At 71.1% G+C, this 18,307-nt stretch carries 18 protein-coding genes; 5 read left to right on the top strand and 13 right to left on the bottom strand.

From position 1 onward, the window contains the following. Positions 1 to 101: 101 nt before the first annotated feature. Both ABD705_RS02390 and ABD705_RS02385 read left to right on the top strand, forming a co-directional pair. Positions 102 to 494 (top strand): phage holin family protein, encoded by a 393-nt coding sequence (locus ABD705_RS02390; protein WP_344780130.1) that lies wholly within the window; start codon positions 102 to 104, stop codon positions 492 to 494. Positions 495 to 552: 58 nt separating this feature from the next. Beyond that, complete coding sequence (locus ABD705_RS02385) at positions 553 to 1,752, top strand: FAD-dependent oxidoreductase (RefSeq protein WP_344780128.1); 1,200 nt, start codon at positions 553 to 555, stop codon at positions 1,750 to 1,752. Positions 1,753 to 1,762: 10 nt separating this feature from the next. Here the strand turns inward: ABD705_RS02385 and ABD705_RS02380 are convergent, their stop codons facing one another. Continuing rightward, positions 1,763 to 2,794, bottom strand: a complete 1,032-nt coding sequence (locus ABD705_RS02380; RefSeq protein ID WP_344780126.1) for a pirin family protein — start codon at positions 2,792 to 2,794, stop codon at positions 1,763 to 1,765. Positions 2,795 to 2,958: 164 nt separating this feature from the next. Here ABD705_RS02380 and ABD705_RS02375 point away from each other — a divergent pair, with 164 nt between their 5' ends. Beyond that, positions 2,959 to 3,648 carry a YceI family protein gene (locus ABD705_RS02375; RefSeq protein ID WP_344780124.1) on the top strand — a complete coding sequence of 230 codons (690 nt, stop codon included), beginning with the start codon at positions 2,959 to 2,961 and terminating at the stop codon, positions 3,646 to 3,648. Positions 3,649 to 3,675: 27 nt separating this feature from the next. On the opposite strand, the gene ABD705_RS02370 is transcribed toward ABD705_RS02375, so the two are convergent. The 6 genes from ABD705_RS02370 to ABD705_RS02345 form a co-directional block, all read right to left on the bottom strand. Next, positions 3,676 to 4,476: an ABC transporter ATP-binding protein gene (locus tag ABD705_RS02370; RefSeq protein WP_344780122.1), complete on the bottom strand. Its 801-nt coding sequence runs from the start codon at positions 4,474 to 4,476 to the stop codon at positions 3,676 to 3,678. Then, positions 4,473 to 5,354, bottom strand: coding sequence for an ATP-binding cassette domain-containing protein (locus ABD705_RS02365; RefSeq protein WP_344780120.1), 882 nt, complete (start codon positions 5,352 to 5,354; stop codon positions 4,473 to 4,475). Before ABD705_RS02365 ends, ABD705_RS02370 begins: the two co-directional genes overlap by 4 nt. Beyond that, positions 5,351 to 6,208, bottom strand: a complete 858-nt coding sequence (locus ABD705_RS02360; protein ID WP_344780118.1) for an ABC transporter permease — start codon at positions 6,206 to 6,208, stop codon at positions 5,351 to 5,353. The genes ABD705_RS02365 and ABD705_RS02360 overlap by 4 nt, the downstream gene beginning before the upstream one ends. Then, positions 6,205 to 7,158: an ABC transporter permease gene (locus ABD705_RS02355; RefSeq protein ID WP_344780116.1), complete on the bottom strand. Its 954-nt coding sequence runs from the start codon at positions 7,156 to 7,158 to the stop codon at positions 6,205 to 6,207. Before ABD705_RS02355 ends, ABD705_RS02360 begins: the two co-directional genes overlap by 4 nt. A 78-nt stretch (positions 7,159 to 7,236) precedes the next feature. Beyond that, positions 7,237 to 8,754: an ABC transporter substrate-binding protein gene (locus ABD705_RS02350; protein WP_344780114.1), complete on the bottom strand. Its 1,518-nt coding sequence runs from the start codon at positions 8,752 to 8,754 to the stop codon at positions 7,237 to 7,239. A 77-nt stretch (positions 8,755 to 8,831) separates the two neighbouring features. Beyond that, positions 8,832 to 9,566: a DUF1684 domain-containing protein gene (locus tag ABD705_RS02345; RefSeq protein ID WP_344780112.1), complete on the bottom strand. Its 735-nt coding sequence runs from the start codon at positions 9,564 to 9,566 to the stop codon at positions 8,832 to 8,834. Between the two features lie 271 nt (positions 9,567 to 9,837). Here ABD705_RS02345 and ABD705_RS02340 point away from each other — a divergent pair, with 271 nt between their 5' ends. Both ABD705_RS02340 and ABD705_RS02335 read left to right on the top strand, forming a co-directional pair. After that, complete coding sequence (locus ABD705_RS02340; RefSeq protein WP_344780110.1) at positions 9,838 to 10,071, top strand: FitA-like ribbon-helix-helix domain-containing protein; 234 nt, start codon at positions 9,838 to 9,840, stop codon at positions 10,069 to 10,071. Beyond that, positions 10,055 to 10,477 (top strand): type II toxin-antitoxin system VapC family toxin, encoded by a 423-nt coding sequence (locus ABD705_RS02335; RefSeq protein WP_344780108.1) that lies wholly within the window; start codon positions 10,055 to 10,057, stop codon positions 10,475 to 10,477. The genes ABD705_RS02340 and ABD705_RS02335 overlap by 17 nt, the downstream gene beginning before the upstream one ends. 46 nt (positions 10,478 to 10,523) lie before the next feature. Here the strand turns inward: ABD705_RS02335 and ABD705_RS02330 are convergent, their stop codons facing one another. From ABD705_RS02330 to ABD705_RS02305, 6 genes are all read right to left on the bottom strand, one after another. Beyond that, positions 10,524 to 11,933 carry a plasmid pRiA4b ORF-3 family protein gene (locus tag ABD705_RS02330; RefSeq protein WP_344780106.1) on the bottom strand — a complete coding sequence of 470 codons (1,410 nt, stop codon included), beginning with the start codon at positions 11,931 to 11,933 and terminating at the stop codon, positions 10,524 to 10,526. A gap of 94 nt (positions 11,934 to 12,027) precedes the next feature. Next, positions 12,028 to 13,413 (bottom strand): alkylhydroperoxidase domain protein, encoded by a 1,386-nt coding sequence (locus tag ABD705_RS02325; protein ID WP_344780104.1) that lies wholly within the window; start codon positions 13,411 to 13,413, stop codon positions 12,028 to 12,030. Between the two features lie 43 nt (positions 13,414 to 13,456). Next, positions 13,457 to 14,224 (bottom strand): ABC transporter ATP-binding protein, encoded by a 768-nt coding sequence (locus ABD705_RS02320; protein WP_344780102.1) that lies wholly within the window; start codon positions 14,222 to 14,224, stop codon positions 13,457 to 13,459. After that, on the bottom strand, positions 14,221 to 15,237 hold the full coding sequence (locus ABD705_RS02315) for an ABC transporter ATP-binding protein (protein ID WP_344780100.1): 1,017 nt from the start codon (positions 15,235 to 15,237) through the stop codon (positions 14,221 to 14,223). Before ABD705_RS02315 ends, ABD705_RS02320 begins: the two co-directional genes overlap by 4 nt. 20 nt (positions 15,238 to 15,257) lie before the next feature. After that, positions 15,258 to 17,081, bottom strand: a complete 1,824-nt coding sequence (locus ABD705_RS02310; protein WP_344780098.1) for an ABC transporter permease — start codon at positions 17,079 to 17,081, stop codon at positions 15,258 to 15,260. 4 nt (positions 17,082 to 17,085) lie between these two features. Then, complete coding sequence (locus ABD705_RS02305; protein WP_344780097.1) at positions 17,086 to 18,222, bottom strand: ABC transporter substrate-binding protein; 1,137 nt, start codon at positions 18,220 to 18,222, stop codon at positions 17,086 to 17,088. Positions 18,223 to 18,307: the final 85 nt, after the last annotated feature.

Genomic DNA, 18,307 nt, shown 5'->3' with positions numbered 1-18,307 from the left:
GCCGGGTGCCTGCGTCGATATCAGAGGAGTTCTGCCCGTGCCCGGGTGCGCACTCGGCCGCATCCAGGCGCTTCCACGCCCGTCCGTGCCACAATTGCCCGATGCGCTTCATCATCCGGGTCGTGATCAACGCCTTCGCCATCTGGGTCGTCACGCTGATCCCGGCGCTGACGGTGTCGGTCATCGCCTTCCCGCCCGGCCAGACTCTGCAGCTGGTGCTGACCCTGCTCGCGGTGGCCGCGATCTTCGCGATCGTGAACACGATCGTCGGCACGGTCATCAAGATCGTCGCGTTCCCGCTGTACATCATCACGCTCGGGCTGATCTCGCTGGTCGTCAACGGATTCCTGCTCTGGGTGACGGCGTGGCTCACGCATTGGTGGAGCTGGGGCCTGCGGGTGGACAGCTTCTGGTGGGGCGTGGTGGCGGCCCTGCTGATCACGGTGATCAACTGGATCTTCGGGGTCATCCTGCGCCCGCAGCGCAAGCGCTGAACCCGCCCCGAGGTCTATGCAGCGGAATAGACCAGCGGGCGCCGACGCTGTTCTGGGTATGGCGGATGTGTTCGATGGGCGGATGCTGCCGGTCGTCGTGATCGGCGCGGGGCAGGCGGGGCTCTCGGCCGCCTATTACCTGGCGGCACGCGGCCTGACGCCGTGGACGGACTTCGTCGTGCTCGACGCGAACGAGGGACCGGGCGGCGCATGGCGCCACCGCTGGGACTCGCTGACGTTCGGCGGCGCGCACGGCATCCATCCTCTGCCGGCGGCACCGATCGATTCGCCCGACCCGACCGAGCCGGCGAACCGCATCGTCCCGCGCTACTACGGCGAATATGAGCACCGCTTCGCCCTGCCGGTGCTCCGTCCGGTGCGGGCGACAGGAGTGACCCGCGACGATGCCGGCTTCGTCGTGCACACCTCGCGCGGGCCGCTGGCCGCGGCATCCCTCGTCAGCGCGACCGGCACCTGGGACAGCCCCTACATCCCGCACTACCCGGGAATCGAGCGTTTTGCGGGCAGGCAGCTGCACACGCACGATTACCGGTCGGCGGAGGACTTCCGCGGCGAGCGCGTGCTCGTCGTCGGCGGCGGCACCTCAGCGCTGCAGTTCATCCAGGAGCTGCACGCGCACGGCGCCGAGACGGTGTGGACCACGCGGCGCACGCCGCAGTGGACCGCACGTCCGTTCACCCCGGACTGGGGACTGGATGTCGAGAAGTCGGTGTCGGCGCGCACCCGGCAGGGGCTGCCGCCGCTGTCGGTGTCGGCGGCGACGGGCATCCCGATCAACGAGCTGTACTCGCCCGACACCGCATCCGGGCTGCTGGTCAGCCGGGGACCGCTGGTGCGGTTCGGCGCGCGCAGCGTCGTGCTGGACGGACCGGGGCCGGATGGCACCGACTATCCGACCCAGGGCGCGGCCGATCCGATCGCCGGGCCCGCGGCGCCCCTGCCCGGGCGGATGCCCGCGCCGGGAGGCGGGTCGCTGTGGGAGACCCCGATCGACACGGTGCTGTGGGCCACCGGATTCCGCGCGCACATCGCGCATCTGCGCGGGCTGGGCATCCGCGAGCGCAGCGGCGGGATCCTGATGGGCGCGGACGGCGTCACGGTCGAGAAGATGCCCGGGCTCTATCTGGCCGGCTACGGTGCGTCGGCGTCCACCCTGGGCGCCACCCGTGCGGGGCGACGCGCCGCGATGGCCGCGCTGCGCCGGGTGGCCGAGCCGGCGGAGGATGCCGCGGCCTGAGCCGTGCGCGCTACTGCTGCACGTGCGGGGGCCGGTTCTGGCGCGGGCGCAGCCGCACGGTCGGCAGGGTCGGCGCGGGGATGCGGGTCAGGCTGTTCGGGCCGCCGAGGCCGACGTATCCGTCGACCCGGCCGAAGCGGTCGCCGTGGTCCTGCCACTCCTGCCGGAAGCGGGCGATCTCGTCGGAGTCACGGCCGACGAAGTTCCACCACATCACGATGTCCTCTTCGAACGGCGCACCGCCCAGCAGGATCAGCCGCGCGGGCGAGGTGCCCTCGTTGCTGATGCGCAGCCGGTTCGACCCGATGCCGGTGTAGCCGAGGGCGCCCGCCGGCACCGGCACGCCCTCGAGGCTGACATCCCCCGCATCGACCAGCAGGCCGTGCTCGAAGGCGGGGTCGGCGTCGAGGGTGAGCGTGGCGGCCGCATCCAGGCGGATCTCGGCCCCCAGCAGCGGCGAGTGCACCGCGACGGGGGATGTCGAGCCGAGCATGGCGCCGAGGAAGACCAGGGCCGTGCCGCCGTCGAAGTGCACCGGCTCGGGCGCGTAGTGCTCGAAGACGCGGCCGATGCTGTTGCGCACGGCGTCGGGCAATGCCAGCCACAGCTGCACGCCGTGCAGCGTCGTCGTCTCGCGGGTGGACACCTCGCTGTGGCAGATACCGGTGCCGGCCGTCATCAGGTTCATCTCGCCGGGCAGAACCGCGCCGACGTTGCCGCCCGAGTCGATGTGATCGATCGCGCCGGCGAACAGCCAGCTGACGGTCTGCAGTCCGGTGTGCGGGTGGGGCGCGACATCCATCCCCCCGGTCTTCGACACGTCGTCGGGTCCATAGTGGTCGGCGAAGCACCATGCCCCGATCATCGAGCGCTGACGCTGCGGCAGCGTGCGCCGCACCGTCATCGCACGGGGGCCGCCCAGCGGCACCTCGCGGGCGGTGATGATCTCGACGGGTGCGCCGTCGGCGCACGCCGACCGCGGCCCGGGCAGCCCGCCGTCGTGGCAGACCACTTCTTGCGGGTCCTTCTCCAGGTTGCTCATGCCTGCCTCCCTGTGGCGAGACCGTGTGCACTTCAGTCTGCCCGGGAATTGCTGTGCGCGGGCAGACTGAAGTGCACGCACGGGCCTGCGGCCGCGTCCCGGGCCGCCCCGCGGGAGTGGCGGCTGTGGGCGATCTCATATCCCCGCCGCTTACGGTGGAGGCGATGAGAAAGCGCACCCTCACCGTCCTGATCGCCGGCGGCGTGGTGGCCGTCGGCGCGATCGCCGCGGTCTCCGCTCCGATGTTCTACCGCGACGTCGTCGTCGGCGCGGCGGCGCCGATCCCCGCCGTGACGGCGAGCGCCCTCACGGCGGGAGCCGGCGTCGACCCAGCCGACGTGCAGGGTGCCTGGCAACTCGGGCGCGGGTCGTACGCCGGCTACCGGGTGGACGAGGTGCTCAACGGCACCGACGTCACCGTCGTCGGACGCACCGACCAGGTCACCGGCGCGCTGACCGTCGAGGGGCAGGCGCTGACCGCGGCATCCATCACGGTCGATGTCGCCTCGATCACGAGCGACATGGGAAGCCGTGACTCGTACTTCCGCAACACTGCGATGAAGACGTTCCGGCACCCGACGGCGACGTTCGTGCTCACCGAGCCGGTGACGGCGGCATCCGCTCCGCGGCTGGGCGTCGCCCAGCCGGTCACCGCCACCGGCGAGCTGACTCTGGCCGGTGTGACGCGCACGGTCGCGGTGCAGTTGGATGCCGCCTTCGACGGCGAGTCGGGACAGGTCGCCGGCAGCATCCCCGTCACCTTCGCCGACTTCGGCGTCGACGCCCCCCACCTGGGGTTCGTGCAGGTAGAGGACAAGGGCACGATCGAGTTCTCGCTCATGCTCGTGCGGTGACGGATGCCGCGCGGCACCGGCGGCGGATCACGCGCGCGGAATACGCGGGATGCTCGCGAGCAGCTTCTGCGTGTAGGGGTGTGTCGGCGCGCCGAGCACGGCGGCCATCGGGCCCTGCTCGACGATGCGGCCGCGTTCGAGCACGATGACGTTGCGGCACAGCAGCGCGATGATGCTGAGGTCATGCGAGACGACGACCAGCGTCACCGGCGGCGCACCCGCTGTGCCGGCCGCTGCGGCGTCGCCGGCCGGTGCGCTGAGCCGCTCGAGCAGGTCGATGATCGTGACGCGGGTGACCATGTCCAGCGCCGAGACCGGCTCGTCGGCCAGCAGCACACGCGGTCGGGCCACCAGTGCGCGGGCCACCGCGATGCGCTGGCGCTGTCCGCCCGAGAACTGGTGCGGGTAGCGGCCGGCGGCGTCGGCTTCCAGGCCCACGGCGGCCAGGGCATCGCGCGCCCGCTCGTCGGCAGCAGCGCCCGAGGCGATCTTCAGCGAGCGCAGCGGCTCGCCGACGGTGCGGCCGATCCGCTGCCGCGGATTCAGTGAGGAGTAGGGGTCCTGGAAGACGGGCTGCGCGAAGCGGCGGTGCGCGCGCATCCGCTCCCGGTCGCCGACCTCCAGCGGTGTGCCATCGGCGCGCAGGGTGCCCTCGGTGGCGGCGGAGAGTCCGAGCAGCAGGCGCAGCAGCGTCGACTTGCCGGCACCGGACTCCCCCACGATGCCCAGGTGCTGACCCGGTTCCATCCGCACCGAGATGTCGGTGAGCACGGGGCCGCCGCGGCGGTATCGGAAGCCGACGCCGTCGAGCTCATAGAGCGCGCTCATCGCTCGCCCCCGACATCCAGCGCGTCATCCAGCGACCGCGCGGCGGTCACCAGCAGCCGGGTGTACTCCTCGCGCGGGGCCGTCAGCAGCTGCGCGACGGTGCCGCGCTCCACGGCGCGGCCGCCGCGCAGCACGACGGCGGAATCGGCCATCTGCGCGACGACGGCCAGGTCGTGGCTGACGAACAGCGTGGCCATGGCGCCGCCGGCGACGATGCCGTCCAGCAGCTGCAGCACTTCGGCCTGCACCGTGACATCCAGCGCAGTGGTCGGCTCGTCCAAGATCAGCAGGTCCGGGCGTGCGGCCAGCGCCATGGCGATCGCGACGCGCTGGCGCTGACCGCCCGACGCCTCGTGCGGGTACGACTGCGCGATGCGGTCGGGCTCGTGCAGGCGCACATCGCCCAGCGCGGCCCGCACCGCGGCGCGGCGCTCGGTGCGCGACATCCGACCGCGCGCCATCCGACCGCGCGCCATCTGGCCGCGCGGCGCCTGCCCGCCCGACGCCGTGCCCGACCGCGCGGCGGCGGCGCGGGTGAGCGCCTCGCCGAGCTGGTCGCCCAGGCGCTGCAGCGGGTCCAGTGCGGTCAGCGGCTCCTGGAACACGATGCCCACCGTGCGTCCGCGCACGCGCCGGGCCGCGGCATCCGACACCCCCACCATCTCGTGGCCGGCGACGCGGATGCTGCCGGCGGCCGTCATCCCGTCGGGCAGCAGGCCCATGATCGCCAGGCTCGTCAGCGACTTGCCCGACCCCGATTCGCCGATCAGGGCGAGCCGGGCGCCAGAGGGCACCTCGAGGCTGAGGTCGTCGACGAGCACCCGCCCGTCGTCGGTGCGGATGGTCAGATGCTCGACGGCCAGCGCGGGTTCGGTCATCGCCGCCTCCGGGTGGGGTCGAAGGCGTCCTGCATGCCGTCGGCGAGCAGGTTCATCCCCAGCACCAGCACGATCAGCGCGATGCCGGGGGCGATCGCGCCCAGCGGCGCGACGTAGACGGTGCCCTGCGCCTGCTGCAGCAGGCTGCCCCACGAGGCGTTCGGCGGCGGCGCGCCCAGCCCCAGGTACGACAGGCTCGCCTCGGCGAGCACCGCCAGCCCGAACTGCAGCGCCACGATCACCGCGAGGGTGGGCCAGATGTTGGGCAGGATGTGATGGATGACGATGCCCAACCACCTCGTGCCCGAGGTGCGCGCGGCCAGCACGTACTGCTGGCTCAGCACGCGTTTGGCCAGGATCCGGGTCAGCCGTGCCACGACGGCGCTGGAGGCCAGGCCGATCGCCAGGATCGCCGAGCCCAGGGTCGCCCCGCGGGCAGCGACCACGAGCATCGCCAGCAGCAGCGACGGGAAGGCGATCAGCACGTCGAGCACGGCGGCGACGCCGTCGTCGAACCAGCGCTGCGCGAACGCCGCGAGCAGGCCCAGCACGATTCCGAGCACCCCCGCCAGCAGCGCCGAGCCGGCGCCGGCCATCAGCGCGATCCGCGCGCCGACCATCAGCTGGGCGAGCAGGTCGCGGCCCAGCGTGTCGGTGCCCAGCCAGTGCGCGGTCGACGGGCCGGTGAGCCGGCCCCCGCCGATCTGGTCGGGCGGGTACGGCAGGTACACCAGCGAGATCAGGGCCACCGCGACGACGACGCCGACCATGACCAGGCCCAGCGTCGCGGTCACCGACCAGCGCCGCTGCCGGCGGGTCGGCCGGACGGGCGCGGTGGGCAGGGTGTCGGTCACAGCAGCCCTCCTCGCAGCCGCGGGTCGAGCAGGCGCTGCACCAGGTCGGCGATGAATCCGACCACGAGCACGAGCAGTGTGGTCACCAAGATGACGCCCTGGATGGTCGGGTAGTCGTGCTGGGCGATGCCGGTGACCAGCATCGACCCCAACCCCGGCAGGGCGAACACGTTCTCGACGACCACGGCGCCCAGGAAGGTGGTGGCCAGTTCGATGCCCAGCACCGACACCAGCGGCACGGCGACCGACTTCACGCCGTGGCGCAGCATCGCGTCGCCGAAGCTCGCCCCCAGCGCCCGGAAGGTGCGCAGGAAGTCGCTGCCGATCACGTCGATGCACGTCGAGCGCACGTATCGTGCGATGGATGCCGACATCACGACCGCGATCGTGATCACCGGCAGTGTGAGCGAACGCAGCGCGTCGCCGACATTCGCCCAGTCCTGCTGCGGGAACCCGCCGGCCGGCAGCACCCGCAGGCCGAGCGCGAAGGCCCACACCAGCAGGATGCCGATCCAGAACACCGGCACGGCGATGCCCAGCTGCGACACGGCCGAGAAGGCGATGCCGATCCACGACCGGCTGTACCGCGCGGCGATGAACCCGACCGGAGCGGCGATGACGATCGCTAGCGCGAACGCGATCAGGGTCAGCGGCAGGGTCACCAGCAGCCGCTGGCCGATCTGCGGGCCGACCGGCAGGCTGCTCACGAACGACGACCCCAGGTCCAGGCGCACCATCTGCCCGGCCCAGGTGAAGAACTGCTGCAGCAGCGGCTGGTCCGAGCCGATCGCGTGCCGTGCGGCGGCGATCTGCTCGGGCGTGGCGCCCACGGCGACCAGGGCGTTGGCGGGGTCGCCGGGCAGCAGCCGCAGCAGCGCGAAGGTGATCGCGGCGGCGGCCGCGAGCGACACGAGCAGGAAGATCAGTCGTCGCAGAACGTACGCGAGCATCGACTTCCCCCTTCACGCGCCGCGAGAGCGGATGCCGCGGTTACGGCATCCGCTCTCGATTCTCGCTGATCGCGCCCCTCAGCCCTGCTTCTTGATGTTGTAGACGTAGAACTGTGAGTTCAGCCCGTTGATCGGGTAGCCGCTGAGCGAGGTGCTGGCCACGACGATCTGCGGGTACAGGTAGAGCCAGTCGCTGGCCGCATCGCGCACGATGATCTCGTTCGCCTGCTTCAGATCGGCGGTCTGCTCGTCGGCGGTCCCGGCCTGCTCGGACTTGTTGATCAGGGCCGTCACCGCGGGGTTGTCGTAACCCCAGTAGAAGTCCGGGTTGCCGTACCAGACCACGTCACGGTCGTTGACGTGCTCCTGCATGGTCGCCGCGAAGTCGTGGTTCTGGTAGATCTTCGTGTACCACTCGTCGGGGGTGATGATGTTGATCTTCACCTCGACGCCGATCTTCGACAGCTGCTGCTTGATGAACGCGGCGGCCTGCGGGTGCGGGTCATAGTTGGGCGTGTCGAGCGTGAAGCTGAACCCGTTCGGGTAGCCGGCGGCGGTCAGCTCCTGCTTCGCCTTGGCCTGGTCGAACGGGTAGACGCCGCTGAGGTCTTCGTACCAGGGGTCGGTGGGCGGCACCATCGAGCCGGTGACGGTGCCGTAGTCGCCCCAGATCGACTTCAGCAGGGCCTGGCGGTCGATGGCGCGGGTGATCGCCACGCGCACCGCGGTCTTGTCGAACGGCGCCTTCTTGTCGTTGAACGCGAGCAGCAGCTTGGTCGTGGACGAACCGTTGTTGACCTTGTACTGCGGGTTGTTCTCGAACTGGCTGAGCGCATCTGGGCTCTGCTCACCCGTGACGATGTCGAGCTGGCCGGACAGCAGTGCGTTGTTCTCGGCGGTGGCGTCCTTGTAGTAGTGGTAGACGACCTGCTTGTTGGCCGCGGGCGTGCCCCAGTACTTGTCGAAGCGGGTCAGGGTCAAAGAGCTCCCCTGCTTCCAGCCACTGACGGTGTAGGGGCCGGTGCCGTCCTCGGTGGTCTTCAGGTTCTTCGCATCGCGCTGGATGACCCACACGTAGCTGAGGTTGTAGATCAGCGAGATCGAGGGCTTGGAGAGGGTGACCACGACGGTGCTGTCATCGGGGGCGGCGACCTTGCTGATCACGGCGAGGTCGCTCTTGCGCGCGGACTGCGAATCGGGGCCGAGCACCTTCTCGATGCTGTACTTCACGTCGGCGGCGGTCAGCGGCTGGCCGGAGTGGAACGTGACGCCCTTCTGCAGTGTGAAGGTGTAGGTCAGGCCGTCGTCGCTGTGCTTGTCGGATGCCGCGAGCAGGGGCGTGACCTTGCCGTCGTCGCCGAGCTTGTAGAGGGCTTCGTAGACGTTGCCGTTCAGCGCCTCGGTCACGCCCTGGCCGCCGCCGGCGGTGTTGTCCAGGTTCTGCGGCTCGTAGATGGAGCCGACGTTGATCGTCGCGTTCTGGTCGGATGAGCCCGAGGGTGCCTGCGGCAGAGTCGAGCTGCCGACGCAGCCGGCCAGGACGGTCGCGGCGGCCACCGCCAGGGTGATGATTGCGAGCGGGCGTGCCCTGCGCATTGTTCTCCTTGTTGTGCTGTGGATGATGAGGTGCGGCGTCGGCGGCGTCGCGGAGGCGCCACCGTCGTGCGCGCGGATCAGTGGGGTGTGGGGGTTGCCTGGGTTGCGGCATCCGGTGCGAACAGCACGACCTTCTCGCCGGCGCGCACCGGCACCGCGAGGCGGTTGGACGGCGGGGGGAAGGGGCAGTTGTACTGGTCGCTGAAGCCGCACGGCGGGACGAACGCGCGATTGAAGTCGAGCGTGACCTCGCCTTCGGCGTGATAGCTGTCGGCGTCGCGCTGCACGAAGAGGAAGCGCCCCGCGGCATAGGTCTCGGTGCCGCCGGAGGGGTCGGCGAACACGAGCAGCAGCGTGCCGTCGTCGTCGAAGGCGCTCAGCGCATAGGCCGCGCCGCCGATCTCGACGTCGATGCGGCCGGGCACGGCCAGGTCGCGGGTGCGGCCGTTGTCGCGCATGTGCTCGAATTCGACGGTGTGGCCCGAATCCAGCGGCGTGTAGCGGCCGGTGACCACCCAGGCGGGATCGTACGGATAGGCGTCGATGCCGGTGAATGCCTTGATCGCGGGCGAGCCGGCATCCCACCGGCGCAGGCCCTCCTGCGTCAGCCCGGTGTCGAGGTCGACTCGGCGCAGCGTCGTGATCGTGACGCCGTCTTCAGTGGTCTGCAGGTCAGCGGCGGGGATCGTGGTGCCGGCGGGGTACCACCGGGTCTCGACCAGCGCCAGGTTGCCCTGGGGGCCGGTCACCGACTCCGTCCGGTCGCGCCGCCAGTGCGCGTGCCGCTGTGCGGCGTCGCTGTTCGAACCCATCCGTCCATCCTCTCGCCGCCGGGCCGGCGTCACCGTCGCTGTTACGACGTGTTACCCGGGGGCGCACGAACTGGCCCCCGAGGTAGGACAACGCGACCGCGGGTGCACGGTATTCCGCCGGTGGCGGCGGCGCGCCCGCCCGAGAGTTGTGTGAGTTGCCAGAAGTGGCGGGAACAACCCGGGGCATTCCAGCCATTTCCGGCAACTCACAGAATCCGGGCGCGGTGCGCGCGTGCATGCATAATGCAGATTGTGACGCTAGAATAGCGGCGTGGCAGTGACGATCACCGTGCGCAACGTTCCGAACGACGTGCGCGACGAGCTCGCCGCGCGGGCCGCGCGCTCCGGGCGGTCGCTGCAGGAGTACTTAAGCCTGCAGCTGGCCCGGCTGGCCGCGACGCCGAGCGCCGCCGAGGCCATCGCACGTGCGCGGCTGGGCGCCCAGTCCTATCCGGACGTGGCGATGGATGACATCCTCGAGGCCGTGCATGCCGGCCGGCGATGAGGCGATCCCCGAGCCGGTCGTCGTCGACGCGTCGGTCGTGATCGCCCTCGTGACGTCGCGGTCGGATGCCGCATCCGCCCTCGCCGAACGGTTGAGCGCGAGCACCCTGCATGCACCCGCGCTGCTGCCCGCCGAGGTCGACAGCGGCGTGCGCGGTCTCGTCCTCGGCCACCACCTGTCGGCCGCACAGGGCGCCGCCGCCCGGTCCGCCGCCCACGCCCTGCCGGTCGACCTGTGGCCGTGGTCGCTGCTCACGGATCGCGCGTGGGAGCTGCGCGAGAATCTGTCGAGCCATGACGCCGGATATGTCGCCCTCGCCGAGCACCTGGGCGCGGCTCTGGTCACCGGCGATGCGCGCCTCGCCGACGCGCCGGGGCTGCGCTGCGCGGTCGAGGTGTTCCGCTGACGACCTCTGGTGCCGGACGTGTCGCGCCCGCCGCCCTGCCCGCGCCTCAGCGCAGGGCGAGGCGCGCGAACCGGCGCAGCGCGTCGCTGGGTGCCGCACTCGCGTCGAGCGGCGATCGCCGCAGCCCGAGCGTGTTCAGCACGCTGCGCGCCGGCTCGGTGAGCGCGAAGTACCAGCGCTTGTCCAGCGGCATGCCCTGCTCGTCGGTGTAGCCGAATCCGTTCACGATCTCGAACACCAGCGCGGCCCCGTCATCCTGGCGTGAGATCGAGCCGTCGGCGATGCCCAGCACAAAGGTCGTGCAGGCGAGTTGCTGCGCCTCATCCATGCGCTGCCGCAGCAGCACGTGGGCGACTTGTCGGCACAGCGCCTGCGGGTCGTCGCGCAGCGCGCGGGTGCGCGCGGCGAGTACGAGCCGTCCTTTGACCTTGCGCACCAGCCTCAGCCGCTCGGCCGTGGTGCGCAGCAGGTGCACCGGCCATGTGTTGTCTTCGCGGTCAGTCTGCCCGTAGACGAGCGAGCCCCAGTCGAGCTCGGCCACGGCGGCGCGCACGAGAGCCGGCGGCAGCCGGCCGGCCGCGGTCAGCGCCAATCCGTCGTCGCCGATGCGCTCCATCAGCCAGTGGTAGGGCCGCACCAGTTCGGCGGCTTCGTCGTCGGTGAGCGTGACCGGGTCGAGCACGCCGGACGTGCGCAGATGGGCCCGCAGGTTCGCGCGATACGGCACCGGCAGGTTCGCCGCGAAACCGACGATCGGAGCATCGTCGTCGATGTCGCGCGCCGCATCGACGAGCCCAGACATATCGGGTGTGGCCGGTCCGGTCAGAAGCTCCAGGTCAGCGCGGGCACCGTCCAGGTCGATCTGTTCCGGGTCGATCGAGCCCCAGGGCCCTGCGACCGAGCGCGCCCATCCGAGGATCTCGTTGTGCTCGGGATGACCGGGATCGGCCATGATCGCCAGCTTCTCGGCATAGCCGCCGAGGCCGCCGGAATCTTCGAAGGGGGCGCGCCGCGCACCGTCGACCAGGCGCACGGGTGCGGTGCCCGGCGGTGCCGCACGGGTGGCGACGAGATCGATGCGATGCATCCACCCGTCGCCCAGGTCGTACTCGTACCAGAGCGGTCCGCCGTCGCGGAACGCCTCGGCCAGCGTCGCGTCGGCCTCGTCTGCCTCGCCGGCCTCGCCGCCGCTTTCGAGCAGACTCCACTGGTCGACCCAGGCGCGCGGCTGGCGTCCGATGCGCGGGATGCCGCGCCCGGGGCTCGCCCACGGGTCTTCGTCGCTGAACCGGTGCAGGTGCGCCTGCTGCCAACCGAACGCGATCTGCAGGACGTCGTGCAGCTGCGCGAGCGTGAGCCAGTCGCCCGTTTCGACCTCGCGCCAGATCTCGGGGTCGCTGCCCTGAAGGCCTGCCCGCAGGCGCAGCATGGTCGGTTCGGTGCGGTCGTCGGCCATCCGCCCAGCGTACCCAGGACCACCGACAGGCACGACGCACTCACGCCCCGAGCGAGGCACCCGCGGGTGGCCGCGCGCGCCGCCAGTCTGCCGATCAGGGCACGCGCGGCTCACCGAGGGCCAGCATGAGCCGGTTCGCCCAGGCGAAGAACGCGGCGGCGTGGATGGCGTCGCTGATCTCGGCGTCGGCCAGCCCCTCGGCGCGCAGCGCGTCGGCGTGGGCGGGTGTGAACGCCGGTGGGGTCTGCGCGAGCGCCGCCGCCCCGTCGATGAGTGCGCGCCAGCGCGGCTCCTGCGCGCCGGCGACGCCCTCGTCCAGCAGCCGCTGCACGTCGTCGGGCCGCTTGCCGTAATGCGCGGCGAACCGACTGTGCACGGACGCGCAGTAGATGCATCCGTTCACACGAGAGGTGGCCGCGGCGCTCAACTCGCGCTCGGCCCGCGGCAGGCCGTCGACGGTGTTGTAGAAGATGTCCTTGTCGGCCAGTGTGCGCGCCTTCAGGATTGCGGGATCGCGGGCCAGCAGCCGGAAGTACGGGCTCTTGGCACGGCCGGCATCCACCAGCGCGTCGCGCTGCACGTCGCTGAGGGCCGATTCCTCGACCGGCGGCACCCAGGCATCCCAGTCCAGCTGCGCGGTGGTGAATCGGGTGGGGCGGCGCGCGGTCGACGCATCGGATGCCGCATCCGGCGTGCCGCGCTTGACCGCGCCATCGGTGCCGGCCGCGCTGCCCGCGCGGCGGGCGACGGGTTCGGCGTGCACGAGGGGGCTGCCGACCAGCGCCGCCAGACCGGCGGCCACCCGCAGCTGGAAGGTGAGGAACGCGACCTCCTGCGAGATCGTCACGACGGCCGATGCCGACCAGCCTGCATCGGTCAGAGCCGCCGGCCAGTCCGGCGTCGCGTCACGCGGATGGAAGACCAGCGCGTGGGCGTACTCGAGAGCTGCGGCCAGCCGCGCGCCGATGCGTTCGACCAGATCGGCGGGCGCGCGGTAGGTCGGCCCGGCCTGGTCGAACGCCGCCAGCTCGGCCGAGGGGAACCTGCCGTACGGGCCGTGGACGGCGGCGGATGCGGCCGCCGCACCGATGGCGGTCAGCCGGGCGTCGTCGTCGCCGGCGAGCGAGCGGTATCGGTCGGCGGCATGCTCGTCGCCGTGCAGTCGGGCGGTGAAGACGGCGATGGCGATCCGGTCGGCCCGCGACACGTCGGCGTCGGCGGGAACGCCGGCGAACAGCGCGTCATGGCTGGCTTGGGCCTGCGCGATGGTGATGGGCCGGCGGGCGCGCAGCTCGCTGACGATGGATGCCTCGGCGGCGGTGAGCCCGTTCAGGAGCGCATCGATCACATCGGCAGGAGCCGCGGTCGCGTCGAGTGCGGTGGTCGCGTCGGATGCGGTGTTCGCGTCGGGTGCCGCGGTCGGGTCGGATGCGCCGGCCGGGTCGGCGGGTGCGGTGGCGATGTCGGTGGGGGTGGTCATGATGGTGCTTTCCGGTGAGAGGAGTCGACGGGGACGATGCGGATCAGGTGTACGAGGCGCGCGCCGCCTGGCCTGCTGTGGTGCCGGTGGCGGCGCGACCCAGGTAGGCCTCGCGCACGAGCGGGTTCTGCAGCAGATCGGCGGCGTCGCCGGCCAGGACGATCTCGCCGGTGCGCAGCACATAGCCGCGGTGTGCGATCGACAGCGCCAGCTCGGCGTTCTGCTCGACCATCAGGACGGCCACACCCAGTTCGCGGTTGATCTGCTCGATGGTGTCGAGCACGCGCTCGACATACAGCGGCGACAGGCCCATGGTGGGCTCGTCCATGCAGATCAGCCGCGGCTTGCTCATCAGCGCGCGGGCGAACGCCAGCATCTGCTGCTCGCCCCCGCTGAAGGTGCCGGCCGCCTGCCCGCGCCGTTCGGCCAGCCGCGGGAACAGCTCGTACATCTCGCGCAGCGAGGTGCGCACGCCCGTGTGCGACCGACGTGTGAACGCGCCGGTCAGCAGGTTCTCTTCGACGGTCATCTGCGGGAACACGCGACGGGCCTCGGGCACGCTGCCGATGCCGAGCCGGATGCGGCGCGAGGTGCGCAGGGCGGTGATGTCGCGTCCGGCGAACGCGATCGTGCCGTGCCGCGGGCGGACCAGCCCCAGGATGGCCTTCATGGTCGTCGATTTGCCCGATGCGTTGCCGCCCAGCAGCGAGACGATCTCGCCGGTGCCGACGGCGATGCTCTCGCCGGCCAGTGCCTGGGCGGAGCCGTAGAACACCTCGACGTCGCGCACGTCCAGCAGCACATCGCTCATTGCGCTCCTCCTGCCGCCGTCACGGCGTCCGCCGCGTCCGCGGCGTCGGCACGCCGCCGCGTGCGGCCGGCGCCGAGGTAGGCCCGGACCACGCGCGGATCGTTCTGCACGTCGGCGGGGGCGCCTGCGGCGATGAGCCGCCCCGAGTCGAACACCAGCACCCGGTCGCTGAGGGCCATCACCAGATCGATCTTGTGCTCGATGAGCAGGATGGTCTGCCCCTGGCTCTTCAACTGCTGCAGCTGTTCGATCACCTCGGCCGTCTCCGTGGGGTTCATCCCCGCGGTCGGCTCGTCCAGCAGCAGCAGGCGCGGATGCTGCACGAGCGTGCGGGCGATCTCGGTGCGCCGGCGATTCGCGTACGAGAGCGTGTAGGCGGCGTCCTGCGCGCGCGGGGTGAGTCTGCCGCCGAACCGGCCGATCTGCGCATCGGTCTCGGAGTCGATCTCGCGCAACGCACGCCGCACGCCGCGCGTAGGCACCAGGGCGAGCCCCAGCTCCGCCAGCAGCGACACCCACCGCAACACCGGCACATCAATCAGCCGACGCGCCGGTCGCAGCGCCCGCTGGCGCGCATACGCGCCGACGAAGACGTTCTCCCGCACCGACAGCGCGGGGAACACCCGCCCGTTCTGGAACGTGCGCGCCACACCTCGGGCGTTGATCGCCTCCTGGCTGGCGCGGGTGACATCCTCGCCGTCGAGCTCGACCGTGCCGGCGTCCGGGCGCAGCACCCCGGTGAGCAGATTCATGGTGGTCGACTTGCCCGACCCGTTGGGGCCGATGATGCTCACCGTCTCGCCGGGCGCGACGTCGAATGAGACGTCGTCCACGGCCTGGACCCCGCTGAAGCTGCGGGCCAGGCCGTGCACCCGCAATAGCGCCGCACCGGCGACGAGCGCCCCCGCGCGTGCGTCCGACCCGGCGTCGTCCGACCAGGCGTCATCTCGACCGGCAGCCTCCGACCCGACGGCATCCCGTCCGGCGGCGTCTGACACCACGGCATCCGCCACGGCAACCTCCTCCACGCCTCTCATGCCTTCCTCGCCCACAACCCGCGCGGCCGGAACAGCACCAGCGCGAGCATCACGGCGCCGTAGAACAGCAGCCGGCCGGCGTCGGTGATGCGCAGCACCTCGGGCGCGGCGATGAGCACCACGGCCCCCAGCACGGCGCCGAACGGGCTGCGCATGCCGCCGAGCACGATCACCGTCAGCGCGAGGATCGAGATGTCGGGGGTGAAGATCGTCGGGTCGATGTAGGTGTACTGCGTGGCCAGCAGTCCCCCGGCGATGCCGGCGATGAACGCCCCGACGGCGAACGCCAGCGACTTGTAGTGGCTGGGGTGCAGGCCGGTGGCGCGCAGCGCGACCTGGTCGTTGCCGACTGCATGCCAGATAGTGCCCAGGTGTGAGCGCTGCAGCAGCGTGACCACGACCAGCACAATGCCCAGGATGACGGCATCCAGCAGATACAGCGCCTGCGGCGTGGCGAACGAGATGCCGAACAGCTCGGGTCGCGGGATGCCGAGCACGCCGCGCGGGCCGCGGGTGAGCCAGCCCAGATTCAGGATCACGGCGACGGTGACCAGTCCGATGCCCAGCGTCTGCATCGAGATGTAGTGGCCCGACAGCTTCCAGCTGGGCGCCATGATGACGGTGCTGAGCACGGCGGCGATCCCCGCCCCCGCCAGCAGCGCCGGCAGGAACTGCCAATGCTGCGTGGTCGTCAGCAGCGCCACGGCATATGCCCCGATGGCCATGGGCCCGACCTGGCCCAGCACCACCTGGCCGGCCAGGCCCGAGACGAGCACGAGCGACAGACCCATGATGGCGTAGATGATCACCTGGGTGCCGACCGTCAGCCAGTACCCGTTCAGCACGAACGGGAGCACGCCGATGGCGGCGGCGCTGAGCACGGCCACCTGCCACCAGCGCAGCCGGATCGGTCTGCCGCCGCCGAGGAACGTTCCGGTCAGCGGTTCGACCGACAGCGCGGTGGTGCGCCTCGTGGCGATCACCCCCTGCGGGCGGAACCAGAGGGTGAGCACGAGCACCCCGAAGATGATGAGATCGGACGCGCCGGCGCCGATCCAGGTCACCCCGAACGCCTCGACCACGCCCAGCAGCACCCCGCCGACCACGGCGCCGGCCACGCTCCCCAGTCCGCCCAGGGTCGCCGCCGTGAAGCCGGTGAGCATGGCCTGCAGGCCCGCCATCGGGGTGGTGATGGTGTTGTACATGCCCACCAGCACCCCGCCGACCCCGCCTACCGCCGACGCCACCGCGAACACGATCACCTCGGTGCGCACGACCGGGATGCCCATCATGACGGCCGCCTCGCGGTCCTGCGCCGTGGCGCGCACGGCGCGGCCGTACTTCGTCAGGCGCAGGAACCCGGCCACCGCCCCCATCACCACCACGCACACGACGAGGATGACGACATCCAGCGTGCCGAAGGTGAATCCGGCGATGTGCAGGTTGGCGGTGGGCAGCAGGTCGGGGTAGCTGCGGGTGTCGGGGCCGAAGATCAGCTGCGAGAGATTGTCGAGCAGGATCGAGACGGCGAAGGTGGCCAGCAGCGCGGCGATGTGCGGGGACCTGTGCAGCGGACGGACCGAGATCATGTGGATCAGGATGCCCAGGACCGCCGTCGCGCACGCGACCCCGATCAGCGCCGACCACAGCGGCCATCCCAGCAGCCCGGTGAACACCCACCCCAGCATTCCGCCGATGGCATACACCGAGCCGTGGGCGAAGTTGATGATGTTGGCCACACCGAAGATCAGCGAGATCCCCAGTGCGATCAGCGCGTAGGTGCCGCCGTGGATGACGCCGGCCAGCAGTGTGTCCAGCATCCGGTCACTCGACCCGGGTCAGGACGCCGTCCTTGACGACCAGGGTGATCATCGGGATGGCCGGGGGCCGGCGATCGGCGCCGAACGCGAAGTCGCCGAAGCGCACGCTGGGCAGCTTCTTGTCGGCCACGATCCCCTTCAGCACGCCCGCCCGGGTCGCGCCGCCCTGCTTGACGGCCGCCACCAGCTCGGTGACCGCGTCGTAGGCGCCGGCTTCGAACTGGTTGGGCAGGTCGCCGTCGTACTTCTTCTGGAATGCCGCGACGAACGACTTCACCGCGGGCACGTCGGACTCGGGCCACCACGCGTCGGTCGTATAGACGCCCTCCGAGGCGGCACCGGTCAGGCCGATCGCCGTCTTGGAGAACTGCGAGGCGAACACCGGCACGCTCCACCCGATCTGGCGGGCCTGCTTGATGATCGCCGACTCGTCGGGGTCGTACCCGATGATGTACAGCAGATCCGGGTCGGATGCCTTGACGTTCTGCAGCACCGACCGGAAGTCGGTGCTGGTGGGCAGGTATGACGAAGTGGCGGTGAGGGTCGCGCCGTTGGCGGTGGCTCGCTTCTTGAAGATGCCGAACGTCGTGGTGCCCCAGTCGGTGTTCTGGTAGAGCACGGCGATCTTCTTCGAGACCTTCACGGCGGCGTCGGCCTGAGCCGCCGCCGTGACGGCCTGGCTCAGCTCGGGGGCGAAGGCCACGGTGCCGCCCTTCGTGAAGTCGGGCGACGAGCTGGTCGCGGCATACTGCAGGAGCCCGTTCGCCTGGTAGATCGGGGTGGCCGCCATCGAGGCAGGCGATGAGAAGTCGCCGATCTCGGCGATCACGTGGGGATCTGCCACGATCTGCTGCGCGACGGTGACCGACTGCTTCGGATCGGACTGGGAGTCGTACCAGTCCAGCTTCACGTGACGGCCGTTCACGCCGCCGACGGCGTTGACCTCGTCGAGGGCCACGGCGAAGCCGCGTTTCCAGAACCCGCCGTATTCGGCGTTGATGCCGGTGGCCGGGCCCGACACGGCGAACGTGATGGGCCCGTCGCCGGGCGACGCGGCGGCCGTTCCCGCGCAGCCGGCCATCAGCATCGCGGCGGTGGCGAGGACGGCGACGGCGGCGTATCGGCGGGAGCGGGAGGACATGTGGGCACCTCAGAATCGGTCAGGGAGTGACGGATGAATGGATGCCGCTGACGCTAGTCACCGACCGGCCCGGCCCGCACGCGGC

It is taken from the genome of Microbacterium kribbense, assembly GCF_039537285.1.
Lineage (GTDB): Bacteria > Actinomycetota > Actinomycetes > Actinomycetales > Microbacteriaceae > Microbacterium > Microbacterium kribbense.
The sequence above is the reverse complement of the archived record's forward strand: the minus strand, read 5'-3'. Positions and strand labels throughout refer to the sequence as shown.